This window comes from Spirosoma sp. 209 (genome assembly GCF_002006735.1).
In the GTDB taxonomy this organism is placed as follows: domain Bacteria; phylum Bacteroidota; class Bacteroidia; order Cytophagales; family Spirosomataceae; genus Spirosoma; species Spirosoma sordidisoli.
Genome location: NZ_MVEC01000012.1, coordinates 100,857 through 115,676 on the forward strand (window position 1 = coordinate 100,857; position 14,820 = coordinate 115,676).

At 52.8% G+C, this 14,820-nt stretch carries 9 protein-coding genes; 7 read left to right on the top strand and 2 right to left on the bottom strand.

Features of this window, described 5'->3' with window-relative positions; translation table 11 throughout:
- Positions 1-265: 265 nt before the first annotated feature.
- The 7 genes from B1C80_RS28745 to B1C80_RS19820 all read left to right on the top strand — a co-directional run bounded on the left by B1C80_RS28745 (position 266) and on the right by B1C80_RS19820 (position 8,843).
- On the top strand, positions 266-1,384 hold the full coding sequence (locus B1C80_RS28745; protein ID WP_236648846.1) for a DUF4145 domain-containing protein: 1,119 nt from the start codon (positions 266-268) through the stop codon (positions 1,382-1,384).
- A 35-nt stretch (positions 1,385-1,419) separates the two neighbouring features.
- Complete coding sequence (gene hsdR / locus B1C80_RS28750) at positions 1,420-3,507, top strand: type I restriction-modification system endonuclease (protein ID WP_236648847.1); 2,088 nt, start codon at positions 1,420-1,422, stop codon at positions 3,505-3,507.
- 2 nt (positions 3,508-3,509) lie between these two features.
- Positions 3,510-4,970 (top strand): type I restriction-modification system subunit M, encoded by a 1,461-nt coding sequence (locus B1C80_RS19800; protein ID WP_077922948.1) that lies wholly within the window; start codon positions 3,510-3,512, stop codon positions 4,968-4,970.
- Positions 4,967-6,550 (top strand): restriction endonuclease subunit S, encoded by a 1,584-nt coding sequence (locus B1C80_RS19805; protein WP_077922949.1) that lies wholly within the window; start codon positions 4,967-4,969, stop codon positions 6,548-6,550. Before B1C80_RS19800 ends, B1C80_RS19805 begins: the two co-directional genes overlap by 4 nt.
- Positions 6,551-6,619: 69 nt before the next feature.
- Positions 6,620-7,096: a hypothetical protein gene (locus B1C80_RS19810; RefSeq protein WP_077922950.1), complete on the top strand. Its 477-nt coding sequence runs from the start codon at positions 6,620-6,622 to the stop codon at positions 7,094-7,096.
- Positions 7,097-7,130: 34 nt separating this feature from the next.
- Complete coding sequence (locus B1C80_RS19815; protein WP_077922951.1) at positions 7,131-7,766, top strand: DUF4433 domain-containing protein; 636 nt, start codon at positions 7,131-7,133, stop codon at positions 7,764-7,766.
- A gap of 6 nt (positions 7,767-7,772) precedes the next feature.
- Complete coding sequence (locus tag B1C80_RS19820) at positions 7,773-8,843, top strand: macro domain-containing protein (RefSeq protein ID WP_077922952.1); 1,071 nt, start codon at positions 7,773-7,775, stop codon at positions 8,841-8,843.
- Between the two features lie 39 nt (positions 8,844-8,882).
- Here B1C80_RS19820 and B1C80_RS19825 read toward each other — a convergent pair whose 3' ends face one another.
- A complete protein-coding gene (locus tag B1C80_RS19825; RefSeq protein WP_236648848.1) occupies positions 8,883-12,887 on the bottom strand; it encodes a two-component regulator propeller domain-containing protein in 4,005 nt (1,334 codons plus the stop codon).
- A 246-nt stretch (positions 12,888-13,133) separates the two neighbouring features.
- Positions 13,134-14,810: an endo-1,4-beta-xylanase gene (locus B1C80_RS19830; protein ID WP_077922954.1), complete on the bottom strand. Its 1,677-nt coding sequence runs from the start codon at positions 14,808-14,810 to the stop codon at positions 13,134-13,136.
- Positions 14,811-14,820: the final 10 nt, after the last annotated feature.

Genomic DNA, 14,820 nt, shown 5'->3' on the forward strand with positions numbered 1-14,820 from the left:
AGCCCTGCTGACCCGGTAAATGGATGGTGTGGGCTAGTAAACGGCTTTACAGGAACACCCCAAGATTTCCGTTGCCGGTACCGACCAACATGCCCGGACTCGTTTAAGTACCGGCTTCACCCGGCACCGGCCTCGATTGAGCATAATGCTCATACATGATATGTAGGGTAGCTTTGCGGATTGATACTCGTTTGTGGAAAAATACTAATGAGATTTAATTCATACTTATTACCTTAGGGAGGTATATCCACATGCACGATCAAGTATGCCTTCTAACTTTACTTTTTTAGAGCGCGAGTTTCCCATTCTCTATAATATCGGCAATACAGCCGAGCTCTATTTTCATCAGGACCCGGTCTATTGCCTGACCCGATTACGCTCGTTTGGCGAAAAAGTGACTGAGCTTCTCTTCACCGAACACGGGCTGGAATTTCCATCTGAGAATTCATTTCATAATCGGCTGAGAACCCTGGCTGATGAAAAACTATTGCCTGTTGCGATCAAGGACCTGTTTTTCCTGATCAGAAAGAAGGGCAACAGTGCCGTACACGACAATTTGGGCACGCTTCAGGAGGCCAGAGAAGTACTGAGTGGGGCCTTTACCATTGCCAAATGGTTCTACGAGACGTACTCGCAGGAAAATCAGAACGTGTACATGCTTGTGTTTAGGGAGCCAGTCCCGGTAAATGATAAACTGGCCCGGCAGACCCTTGAAGAAGAGTACAAAGCGCTGGAAATAACGTTGAACGCGTTGCTGGCCGAACGGCAGACCAACGGCATTTCGGACGAACACCAGCAACGTATTCAGCAGCGCTCCGAAAAGGCCGCCCGAAACATTGAGATGTCGGAAGCACAGACCCGGGAGCTGATCGATGATGGGCTCCGAAAAGCGGGCTGGGAGGTCGATACGACTGCTCTTAACTATAAAGCGCACCGCACGCTACCCCAAAAAGGTAAAAATCGAGCCATTGCCGAATGGCCGGCCGGGTCGCTCTGGGCCGATTATGCGCTGTTTATCGGGACGGAGTTGTACGGCTTTGTGGAAGCGAAAAAGTATGCGCAGGATATCTCCACCGACCTCTGGCAAACGAAAGTCTACGCCGAACAGGTGCAGGCCATGAACGGAACCACCCTGCCTGGGCAGTGGGGGACGTATCGGGTGCCGTTTCTGTTTTCAACCAACGGCCGACCTTATCTGGAACAGATCAAAACCAAAAGTGGCATCTGGTTTCTGGATGTACGCAAATCCACCAATCTACCCAGGCCATTGCAGGGCTGGTACTCGCCCGAAGGGCTGGTTAAACTCCGGGCCAAAGATGTTGAGGAGTCGAACCGGAAGCTGGCCGCTACCCCCTCGATTTTCTGGAAAGCAAAAGTGGCCTGAGTCTGCGAACCTACCAGACCAACGCCATCAGGGCGGTGGAAGACCATATCATTCAGCAGCCCCACACCCGCAAAGCCCTCATCGCGATGGCAACCGGTACGGGAAAAACCCGGACCATAATTGGGTTATGCTATCATCTGATTCAGACCAACCGCTTTAACCGAATTCTTTTCCTGGTTGACCGAACGTTGCTCGGGACGCAGGCAATCAATGCGTTCAAAGACAACAAAGTGGTTGGCCTCAACACGTTTGCCGACATCTATGGGGTAAAAGAGCTGAAGCACGCCTTGCCCGCCGATGAAACGCGCCTGCAGTTTGCTACGGTCCAGGCCATGGTTAAACGGCTGTTCGAGACCGATGGCGACGAGGCCGTTCCCGCTGTTGATCAGTATGACTGCATCATCATCGACGAGGCCCACCGGGGCTATTTGCTGGACAAAGAAATTGATGAGGAGGGGCTGACCTTTAAAAACCAGCAGGAGTACGTGAGCCGGTACCGGATGGTGCTCGACTACTTCGACGCCTATGCCATTGGACTCACCGCCACGCCGGCTCTGCATACTACCGAAATCTTTGGCAAACCCGTCTACACCTATTCGTACCGGGAGGCTGTCATTGATGGGTACCTCATTGACCACGATCCGCCCTACCTCATAAAAACGCAGCTTGGTTCCGAAGGGATCAAGTGGAAAGCAGGGGAGAAACCAACGGTGTTCGATGCTGAAACCAACACGCTGGTGGAGCTGAACGAGCTGGAAGACGAGCTTCAGTTCGACATCGAGGGCTTTAACAAACGCGTGCTGAGCGAATCCTTCAACCGCACTGTGGTACAGCAGCTGGTAAAGGAACTCGACCCCGACGGCGACGAAAAAACGCTGATCTTTGCCGCCACCGATGAGCACGCCGATACGATCGTTAGTTTGCTCAAGGAAGAGTTTAACGCCATTGGCGTGTCGGTACCCAACGATGCCATCGAGAAAATAACGGGGAAGTCCTACAACCCGCAGCAGCTGCTAACCCGCTACAAAAACGAGAAATTTCCGAACATTGCCGTTACGGTCGATCTGCTCACCACGGGAATCGATGTGCCGCCTATCTGCAACATTGTCTTTATGCGCCGGGTGAAGTCGCGCATCCTGTACGAGCAGATGCTGGGCCGCGCCACCCGCCGGTGCGATGACATTGGTAAAGAAACGTTCCGGATTTACGACGCCGTTCGGCTCTACGAAGCGCTGGAAGACTATACCCAGATGAAACCCGTGGTCGTCAATCCCGCCACTACCTTTGAACAGCTGGCCGCTGAAATTCCCCGGATCGACTCCGACGAACGGGCCAGGGCGCAGCTTGATCAGATCATCGCGAAGATGCAACGCAAAAAGCGCAGGATGACCACCGATCACGAGCAGCGATTTATGTACAACGCAGGCGGAAAAAGCCCCGAAACGCTGATTCAGTCGTTGCAGCAGCAACCCCTTGCCGAGAGTATGAACCAGGTAGCGCAATTGTCGACGCTCTGGCGGTACCTGGATGAATTAAAATTTGAGGGAACACCGGTCTATGTTTCGCACCATGCGGATACGTTTCTGGCGATGGAAACCGGCTACGGCATTGCCAGTAAGCCAGCCGATTACCTGGATAGTTTCGCGCAGTTTATTCGCGACAACCAGAATACCCTGACGGCCCTCAACGTGGTTTGTACCCGCCCGGCCGAACTGGACCGACGGTCGCTAAAGGAATTATTGATAGCTTTGGCCCAAAAAGGCTACGAACCCAAAACGGTGCAGACGGCCTGGAAACAGGCCCGCAACGAGGATATTGGCGCCGATATCATTTCGATGATCCGGACGCTGGCCGTGGGCAGTGCGCTGGAACCGCACGAAGAACGCATCAGGAAAGCGGTTAACAAGGTGCGGGCCATGCAGACCTGGAACAGGACGCAGCAAAAGTGGATCGACCGGTTTGAGAAGCAGCTCCTGGCCGAAACCGTGCTCCAGCTCGAAGACCTCGACCGGGACCCCTTTACCGACGCGGGCGGGATTCGGGAGCTGAACAAAATCTTTAACAACCAACTGGGGCAGGTGATCCAGACCATTAACCAGAACCTGTACCAGCAATCAGCGTAATTATGAGTGCCGAAGACATTGCCAATAAACTCTGGGGGTTGTGTAACCTCCTGCGCGACGATGGCGTTACCTACCACCAGTACCTCAACGAACTAACCTACATTCTTTTCCTGCGCCTGTCGGAGCTGAAACGGTTTGAAGCCGATATTCCCGAGGAATACCGCTGGTCGAAGCTGACCGCTATTTCCGATAATAAAGAGCTGTTCGATACCTACCGCGAACTGCTGGCGACCATTTCGGCCAAGTCCGACAATGCCGCCGTGAAGGAGATTTACACCAATGCCTCCACCACGCTGCGCAAGCCGGTAAACCTGAAAACGCTCATCACCAGCATCAACGCCCTGAACTGGTACGATGAGCACGAGCAGGATAAGCTGGCTACCATCTACGAAGAACTGCTGGAGAAAAACGCCGGGGAGAAGAAATCCGGCGCCGGGCAGTACTTTACCCCCCGCCCGCTGATCAACGTGATGGTTGAACTGATGGCCCCTAAAATTGGCGAACGCTGGAACGACCCAGCCGCCGGGACCTTCGGCTTTATGATTGCCGCCAAAGAATATCTGTACCGAAAAACGTCCGACTATTACGCCCTCGACACGACCCAGCGGGCGTTTCAGGTCAACGAAGCGTTTAGCGGCTGCGAGCTGGTGCAGGATGCGCACCGACTGGCCCTGATGAACGCCAAACTCCACGGGCTGGAATCGCGCATCGAACTGGGCGATACGCTCTCCGAACTGGGCAAGAGCTTCCGCAACTACGACGGGGTGCTGGCCAATCCGCCGTTTGGCACCAAACAGGGCGGTGAGCGCCCCTCGCGCGATGATCTGACGTATCTGTCCAGCAACAAGCAGCTGAATTTTCTGCAGCATATTTACCGATCGCTCCACAAGCGGGGAGGGGCGCGGGCCGCGGTGGTGCTGCCCGATAACGTCCTGTTCGAGGATGGCGACGGCCGCAAAATCCGGCGCGATTTGATGGACAAGTGCAACCTGCATACCATTCTGCGGTTGCCCACCGGCATTTTCTACGCAGCCGGGGTAAAAACCAACGTCTTGTTTTTTGAGCGGGGCACGACCGAAACGGGCAACACCCGGCAGGTCTGGTTTTACGACATGCGGACCAACGCGCCCAGCTACGGCAAGCGCACCCCCTTTACCCGGAACGCCTTTGCCGATTTTGCGCGGGCCTACACGGGCGGCATCGACCTGGCCGACCTGAACGAGCAATACGACGGCACCATCGACCACGCCAAACGCGCTGCTGTAGCCGACGAACGCTTTAGCTGCCTCACCCGCGAGCAGATCACCGCCAAAAACGACTCACTCGACCTCGGCCTCATTGCCGACGACAGCCACGCCAGCAGCGCCCACGACGACGAGCCGCTCGACATTGCCCGCGAAGCCGCCAACGAACTGAAGGCGATGCACCTTGAATTAGAGAAAATTATTGAATTGCTGGGATGATGGAAAATGAATTACCGGAAGGGTGGGAGTCAGCATCTTTAATTGACATTACTGACCATGTTATTGGAGGAGATTGGGGAAAGGATGTTTTTGATCCCGAATTAAATGAAGAGTATGAAAAAGTAATTTGCATCAGAGGAAGCGAATTTAAAAACTGGAGTAAAGAGAAAGGTGCAACTGCGGCATTGCGCATGGTTAAAAGCTCAAGTCTTAAAGTACGCCAACTTCAACTTGGTGATATATTACTTGAAATTTCTGGGGGTGGTCCGACGCAGCCAGTTGGCAGAGTTTTACTTATTGATAAAGAATCCCTCTTATTAAACCCGGATTTACCAAAAGTTTGCTCAAATTTTTTGAGGTTGCTTCGGCTTAAAGAAACTGTAGACAAAATATTCGTACACAAATATTTAGAGTTTTTCTATTACTCCGGTGAGGTAGTTAAATATCAGGGAGGGAGTAATAATTTAAGAAATCTTAAGTTCAAGGAATACTCCGCTATTGAAATTCCACTCCCCCCCCTTGCTGAGCAAACCCGCATTGTTGCCAAATTAGATGCGGCCTTTGGTCATTTGGAGACGCTGAAAACCAGTTTAGCCCGCATTCCTGAATTGCTTAAAAAATTCCGCCAAACCGTTCTTACACAAGCCGTCACGGGGAAGTTGACGGAGGAATGGCGGGAAGAGAATCCTGAGATTTCAGATGTAAAAACAAATTTTGATAAACTAATTCTTGATAGAAAGGAAAGGTATATTGAACTATGCATTGAAGCACAAAAGGAAGGAAAGAAAAAGCCAAGGAAAGTATATTTAGAAGAAATTCCAGAATTACCTAATGGACTAACAACTGATATTCCAGAATCGTGGGCGATTACAACTATTGAATTTCTGGCCTTCGTTACTAAGTTGGCAGGATTTGAGTATACGAATCATATCGTCTTTAAGGAAAATGGCGAAATACCTGTAGTTAGGGCGCAGAATGTACATATGGGAGAGTTTATTGAGGATAATATTACCTATATCGATAAATCTGTTTCAGATTATCTCGAACGTTCTCAACTTCATGGAAGAGAAGTTTTAATGGTATTTATAGGTGCTGGAACTGGAAACGTTTGTTTGGCTCCAAGTGATAAAAGATGGCATTTAGCACCCAACGTTGCCAAGATTGACGTTGACTGGATAGATGTAAAATATTTGAATTATTATTTACAATCCCCAGTAGGCTTCAACAATACAATGTCATTTGTTAAAGCAACTGCTCAGCCTAGTCTGTCAATGGAAACTATACGACAAATTGCTGTTCAAGTCCCACCCCTCGAAGAGCAGCAAGAAATCGTCAAACGCGTGGAAGCCTTATTTGCACAAGCCGATGCCCTCGAAGCGCAGTACCAGTCGTTAAAAGCCAGGATTGACAAGCTGCCGCAGGCCTTACTGGCTAAAGCCTTTCGGGGCGAGTTGGTGCCGCAGGACCCTGCCGATGAACCGGCTTCGTTGATGCTGGAGAAAATCAAAGCCGCTACGGCCGCCGTCGGTAAAAAAGGCCGGAAATCCGGGCAAACGGCGCTGGCGTTTATGGAGGAGTAAACAGGACTTCAGCGCTTTACAAACCAGTTAGGTTTCATACCACACCTATCAAAAAAGTTACGTGCAGTAATGAGTAATTCAGTACGTTGTCCAAAGTGCAGTTCAGATCAGATTACAGCCCAAAAGCGTGGATTTAGTGGAGGTAAAGCCGTTGCCGGTGCGGTATTGACCGGTGGTGTTGGGGCATTAGCGGGTTTCCACGGCAGCGATAAACTGGACATTTATTGCTTATCCTGTGGTCATAAGTGGGACCTAGTCGCACGCGCTCTGCAGGCGAAGCGTAACGCCCAACAAGCGCAGATGAAGCGGCTGAATCGCGCAAGAAAAAAAGAAAAAATCTGGAAGAAACAATTCTTCCGGGCCTATGAAAGTGGCAATCTGGACGAAGCCGACACAATCATACGGCAAAAGTTAAGAAGCCTAGTCGAAAGCCGGGGGGTAGATGGAGCCTATAAAGCACTAAAGCGTTTAGAAACGATTACTATGGTCGTCAAGTTGGGTTTCGTTTTCGGGTTTGTGGGACTTATTTTGTGGATGGTGGCCTAATACTAACAGGCTTCGTTCCCCTATATTTATCCGCATGTTTCCTTGGCTGACCCCCGAAAATGGCTACTTATTCCGCATTATGGCGCTAGACAACCTGGCCCATGTACTGGAGCATGGTATTGCCTGCCGGAACTGTCATCATTTGACTCAGCAGCCTAACTTCATAACCATTGGGGAAGACGACATCATTACCAAACGCGATTTGGCCAGCGTCAGTTGTGCGCCATTTGGTGTCTTAGCTGATTATATACCTTTCTACTTTGCGCCACGTTCGCCCATGCTGGCCAGCATAACGCGTACGAATCCACGTGTACAGGAGGAAATCATCTATCTTGTCAGCCAGGTATCATTGATTGCTGACTCAGGTATACCGTTTGTTTTCACGGATGGCCATGCACTGATGCAGTTTAGCCGGTTCAGTAATCAATTAACTGACCTGACCATAATTGACTGGCAAATTATGAAGGCTAAGTATTGGTTTTCTACAGAAGAGGACAACGACCGCCGACGCCGACGCATGGCCGAGTTTATGGTCCATCAACACTTTCCCGCCCTCTGTATCCGGGCTATTGTCGTCGCCAATGAATCAGTTGCTCAGGCTGTCCGCCTGAAATTGATTAATTTTGCAGGACAGATACCGGTTAGAATTCAACCGGAATGGTACTTTTAAGCCCATATGCAGATCACTTACAAAGCGGGAAATCTATTTTCCGAAACAGTCGATGCGCTGGTCAACACGGTTAACACGGTGGGGGTCATGGGCAAAGGTGTGGCGCTGCAATTCAAGGAAAAGTACCCGGAAAACTATCGCCTTTATAAAGCAGCCTGTGATCGCGGTGACGTGAGGGTGGGGCAGATGTTCATCACCGAGACTGGGTTGGTTACGCCAAAGTACATCATCAACTTTCCAACCAAAGAGCACTGGAAAGGCTTTTCCAAACTAAGTTATATCGACGAAGGGCTCGATAACCTGGTTGAGGCTATCAACCGTCTGCAAATCCGGTCAATCGCCATGCCCCCCCTGGGTAGCGGCAATGGTGGTTTGCAGTGGAGTATCGTTAAGCCACTCATTCTGAAAAAGATTGCCGTGCTGCCGGCAGTTGAGTTCGTTATTTACGAACCGTCGGACGCTGCCTATCAAACTCCCCGCACCCGGACTAAACCAGCCCCTGCCTTAACGACTCTTCGCGCCATTGTGCTCAATGGGCTACTCCGCTATAAAGAGTTAGGGTACGATTTGACCCTGCTCGAAATTCAGAAGATCGTTTACCTGCTGCAACGGTTGGGTCTGGACTTCGGTCTGACCTTCGAGCGGCATAAGTATGGCCCTTATGCACATAAACTACGCTATGTGCTGAATGACCTGGATGGTCATTACCTGACAGGTATGAAGCAGAACGAAGCCCGCTCGTTTGACGTACTGCAGATAAATCCGGAAAAGATCGGTCAGATACGCGACTACATTCAGGAAAATTGTACGCCCGAGGAGATAAAAGCCCAACAGATTCTCCACAATCTGATCAGTGGTTTCGAATCGCCCCTCGGTATGGAGCTGCTGGCCACCATCGACATGATCCTGACCGAGCAACCTGAAATCCGTTTCGATACTGATCAGTTATCCCAGGCTGTTGCCGACTGGAGTGACCGAAAAGCTACCCTGATGAAGCCGGACTACATCGCGGTCACGGTAAACCGGCTGAAACAGTTTCAGGATTCGCTATACGTCCAGAACGGGGCCAAAGGCTGAACCGCTGGTCGTTGTATACCCCGACGGTCAATCCTGCCCTTACACCAGGTGTTGTTCGGCGTAATGGGCAGGGGATACCCCGTACATTTCCTTGAACGAAACCGAAAAGTTGTTCACGTTTGCAAAGCCCGTGGCAAAAGCAACTTCAGATACCGTTAGTCCTTTGGTAGTCAGTAGGTCTGCCGCCTGTTTCAGACGGATCTGCCGGATCAGGTCGCGGGTGGTGGAGTTGGTCAGTTCCTTCAGTTTACGGTGAAGGTGAACCCGACTGATGCCGATCTCGCTGGCGATCATTTCTACGCTCAACTCCGGATTTGCCAGGTTTTTACTAATCAGCGCGTGTACCTTTTCCAGCAATTTTGTATCGGCAGATTTTAGACTGACTTTGGCAATGAACTCATCCTGGTACTGCTGTTCGTGCTCATTGTTCAGGATAATCTGCCGGTTGCGGATCAGGCTCCTGATCGTTTTCGACAGTATCTCCATGTTGAAGGGTTTGGTAATGTACGCGTCGGCACCCAGTTCAAAGCCCAGGGCGTTGCTCGACTCTTCGGTTTTGGCGGTCAGCAAGATGATGGGGATGTGATTGACGAGCGGGTTGGCCCGCAGCTTACGGCACAACGTCATGCCATCCATCAACGGCATCATCACATCACTGACCACCAGATCGGGTTTTTCTTTGACAATGCCTTTGTAGGCTTCTTCCCCGTTGGCGTAGGTCAATACCGTAAATTCATCCGACAACTCATCGGAGAGGAACGTGCAGATTTCAGCGTCGTCATCGGCAATGGCTATGCGCCGGGCTCGCTTTCGGGCTTTTGCTATAGCCGGGCTATGCGCTGCCAGCTCCGGCAGTTGAGGGGTACTGACAGGCGCTACCGCCGGTACGTGTACTTCGTTAACGACTGATTCGAGGGGGAGCTTCATCAGAAACCGACAACCGACCGGGTCCATGTTTTCGGCTTTGATCGTGCCGCCATGCAGTTCAACCAGCTGTTTTACCAGGTGAAGGCCGATGCCCGTACCCTGCTGGTTATAGCCGCGATGGTCTTCCGACTGGTAGAAACACTCGAAAATACGCTCGGTCTCCAGTTCGCTGATGCACTGCCCCGAGTCCTCGATAGCCAATAGTAAAACCGGCTGCTCGCTGGCGGCTCCGTCCGCATCGACCCGCAGCACAACCCGGATCAGGCCACCCGCCGGAGTGAACTTAAAGGCGTTGGCGAGTACATTGATCAATACCTTGTCGAAGTGGTGCGGGTCGATACAGGCGTAGATGGATGCCGTCGGAAAATCGGTGATGAACTGAATCGGTTTGGCATGGATTCGTTCTTCAAAAAGCTGGCAGATCTCGTTGGTAAACTGAGTCATCTCGACGGTTTCGAGTTGCAGCGTCATTTGCCCCTTTTCAATTTTTCGAATATCCATCAGCTGGTTCACCAAATCCAGTATCCGTTTAGTGTTACGCCCCATAATGCTGTAGAGGTGGCTGCGTTCCTCATCCTGATCGTGGGTAATGAGTTTTTGCAGCGGGCTGACAACCAGAGTCAGGGGCGTGCGGATTTCGTGGGCTATGTTGATGAAGAACTGAAGCTTGGCTTCGTTAATCTCCTCCTGGCGCTGGTGGGCAAGTGATTCCGCTTTTACCCGTCGCCGTTGTCTGACCGTTCGGGCCACGAATACGGCTCCGATCAGGGTCAGCAGGGCATAGACCAGCATGGCCCAGGTTGAGAGGTACCAGACGGGATGCACGATGACGGTTACCTGGCGAATGGCCGAAACGGCGTTGCTGAATTTGGCCCGGAGCCGAAACTGGTAGCTGCCCGTCGACAGATTGTCGAAGGTGAGTCGGTTCGTGCCGGGCCGTAGTTCTTCCCAGACGTTGTCGTTGATCGAATACTGGTAGGCCACCCGTTCCGCGTCGATAAAATCCATGGTCGAAAACTCGAGGGTGAACGAGTTATCGTGATGAGCCAGATTAAATTCACGGGCGTTGGTAACGGTGGTATCGACCACCTGAAAACGGCCCGACCGGGTCCCTTTCCTGACGGGTTTGTTGCGGATGTAAAGGTCGACAATCTGCACCGCCAGGTGCTTGCTGGCCACGCGGATTTCATCGGGTTTGAAATGAGTGATGCCGTTTACCCCACCAAAATACAGCTCGCCGGCCTCGCTGATCAGCGAGGCTCCCCGGCTGAATTCATTACCCTGCAGGCCATCTGAGGAGTAGAAGTTGGTAAAGGTGTTGGTTTCCACGTCCATCTTCGACAGGCCGTGGTTGGTGCTTATCCAGAGGTCGCCCATCTTATCGCCCCGGATCGACCAGATCTGGTTGCCGGGCAGGCCACGATCGGCGTCGAAGATGGTAATCTCCTTCGTGGAGCGGTTCATCTTTTTCAGCCCCTGCGAGGTACCTATCCACAGAATACCCCGGTTGTCTTCGAAGAGCGAGTACACGACCGTACCGGCCATGAGCCGGTTTGTACCCAGGGTGGAAATAAAACTTTCCGTGTCGAGGTCCAGACAGCCAAGCCCGTCGAACGTACCGATGAAGAGCTTGTTATCTTTGGTAATATACAGGCAGTTGATCCAGCTGTTCAGCAGATTGTTATACTCGGGCCGGTAGAGGTGACCGGGCAGGGCGTCGTAGTTTTTGACCGCCCCCGACCGCAGATCCATCCGGAAAATACCCGACCCCATCGTACCGATCCACAGCCGCTGCCGCGCGTCTTCCTGAATACTGAACACACGCTGTACGTTGTCACCCCGCTTGTCGACCAGTTTGGCTATCGGGACGCTTCTACCCGTGCCGCGATCAAACCGGGACAGGCCACTGAGGTAGGACCCCAGCCAGAGGTTTTTTTGGGAGTCCTGATGAATCGTCAGGATGTTGGACGGTACCGTGCCGCCTTCCTTATCCGTGGGGTAATGAACGCTGGCATTACCCCCGGCCGGTAGCGCGTACAGACCGTCGCTGTCGGTGCCTACCCAAACAGTTCCCTGCTCGTCCTGCTCCAGCGCCATGATTGCACTCGACCCGATCGACTTCCGGCTGACCGACTTGTACCCGATGTAGCCGAATCGGTTGGTGTTGCCCGCCAGCAGCAACAGGCCTTTCTGGTAGATCCCGATCCAGACATTGCCGGCCTGATCTTCGAGCATGGTGTTCACCTTGGACCGGGAGAAATCGAAACTGGTTACGCTGGGTTCGAGGTCCAGGATTTTATTGGAAACCGGGTCGAAGTACTTCATTCCTTTACCGCTGGTGGCCACCACGATCTGGTTGCTTTGGTTGACCAGCAGATCGGCTACCGGCAGGTCGGATTGCCCATTGTAGGGTATGGAAACAAAGGTTTGGCCGGCCGGGTCGTAGCGATACAGACCACTGCTCATATTACCCACAAACAGACGCCCGTATCGGTCCTGGCAGATGCTGCTGATGATGTTGTTCTGCGACTTTTTCGATACAAAGTACGCGTTGACCGTCTGACCGCTGAAGCGATAGAGGCCTTTATCCTCGGTGGATACCCACAGGTTCTGTTCGTTATCCTCCAGCAGTCGGATGATCAGTTCACTGGGGGCGTTTGTCTGGGTCTTATGGCCAACCAGCTGTGGCCCTTGCCGGGTTAGTTTAAAGGTGCCGTGGCCAGAGGTACCCACCAGTATGTCCCCATTTTTTCGCTGGCAGATCGTGGATACACTGGCGCTGACGGCGTGGCCATTGGGCAAAATAAGGGGGATGGCGTGAAACGTGTCGGTAGCCGGGTCGTAGTACTGAAGCCCCTCGATGCAACCGACATACATGCGGCCGTTTTTGTCGGCAAAGAGCACATGGATCTGGTTGTTCAGCAGACTCGTCGAGTCTTTTTTGGTATGGCGGTATACGGTGAATTTTATCCCGTCGAACCGGTTGAGCCCGTCTTCGGTGGCTATCCAGACAAACCCACTCCGATCCTGATGTATGTCCGTAACGAGGCTGCCCGACAGGCCGGTTTCGACCGTGAAGAGCTTGCCCAGCTGGCCCTGCGCAACACACGGCCACATAAACCAGAGAACGAAGAGTAAAAGCTTACGAACCATGTACAATACGCTGAGTTTGCTGCTGACAGCGAGTGGAAAGAAGACCTAAAGGACCAACGCCGAACAACGCACTTTACCGGAAGCGGTTGACTGGTTTCCGGTTGGGGCAAGGAGCCATACAATCGGCTAAAATAAAGGATTTCGTCATCCCACCCATGGGGCGGAACGACGAAATCTATGGTTTTACCGGGGTATTCGGCCGCGGTTTCGTTATTTGAAATCAGCACTCACATTTCGACCGGCCAGACCGTTGGCAAAACCACCGTAGGCCTGTTTGCGGCTGTAGTCGCGTTTCCAGAGGCCGATCGGCTCACCGGCTCGCCAGGTCGACCCTTCGGCGCTGTCCATCGGGCTCCACATGGTAATGCCGTAGCGCTGTTTAGCGGGCACCAGTTCCATGTATTTCGAGATCACGTATTCGTAGAGGTCAGCCTGGGCTTTGTACTGCGCGGGGGTCGTAGCCGGGGTTTTGATACCCGTACCGATGCCTATGTCCATCTCGGATATTTTGATCATCTTGCCGGTAGCGGCCAGCATCCGGAACATCTGATCGATGTTTTCCCGCTTCGTATCCAGGCTCATATGCAGCTGGGTGCCGATGCCGTCTACTTTGGCGCCATTGGCCTCGATGTAGCTGACGTAGTCGATCAGGCCCCGGCACTTGTTGAGGTCGTATTCGAGGTTGTAGTCGTTGATGAACAGCACATCGTCGGCGTTCCCGTACTGCCGGGCCAGCTTGAAGGCTCTGACCGCATAGTCTTTACCCAGATAGTCCTGCCAGAAAAATTCATCCGTAGCAATTCGGGCGCGGCCGGCGGCTGTCTTCAGCGTAGTCGGTTTGGCATCGTCCATGGGTTCGTTCACCACGTCCCACGCCTTCACGTAGGGCTTGGTTTGGGTAACCATTTCGGAGATCCACTTGTCCATGGCACCGCCGATAATCCGCCCTTTTTCCTGGTCGCTCAGCTGCAGGATAACCGGTTTTTTATAGAGCGTGGATCTTGGATTCAGCCGGACCTCATCGAGGTAATACGTGCCGGGCGTGGTGCCCATGTCGTAGCGCAAGGCCTGTAACGAACCCGCCGACTTGATATCCCACTCTACGTACTGCCAGGTGGTCGACGTAATGACATCGGCCTGGTACTGCACGTCGGGGCCCGTTCCCACCGTTGAGCAGCGAAACTTACCCGGCGCGTCGGACCGGACAAAGAACGACAGGGTGTACTCGCCCACGGGTACGGGCATCGGGGAGAAGTCCAGCGCGATTTGGGCATCCCAGGGGTTTGCTTTGGACGTATGCGTGAAACGCAGACTTTTCGTGCCGACCAGTCCCGTATTGACAATATCGCGGGTGCTGGAGCCGCCCCAGGAGTTCCAGCCGGTCTGGTTCTGCTCGAAGGAGCCATTGACGTAGTTTACGCGCTTGTCGGCCGGGTCGAAGTCGACGCCCGTCAGCAGCAGGCTATTGAGGTAGGCCGCGTTCTGGTTGGCGTGCCAGGCCAGTGTGTGGCCATAGACGCTGACCCCGGCCGCCTGAGCGGCCTTGAGCAGATTGGTCACGTTGGTCAGATCCAGCTTGCCATCGGCTTTCACGACGGCGCCGTGCTTCATCTCGTAACCCAGGGTAATATCGTTGAAATTGCTATTGATCATCCGGTAAACCACGCCCCGGGCCATATAATCGGCCAGGCTCACACCGGCGCCTAACTTAAAGTTGGGGTTCGCCGTTGGGTCCACGTATGATTTCAGGGCATTATACCGGTTGATGGGTGCCATGGTCGCTACACTTTCGGGCCTTTCCAGAACGAATTCGGTTTCGTCGGGACTACAGGCAGCCGAAAGCACCGTCAGGAGCGCCAGGCAGGTGGTCGTTTTCAAAGGTGTCATCGGGCTCTAT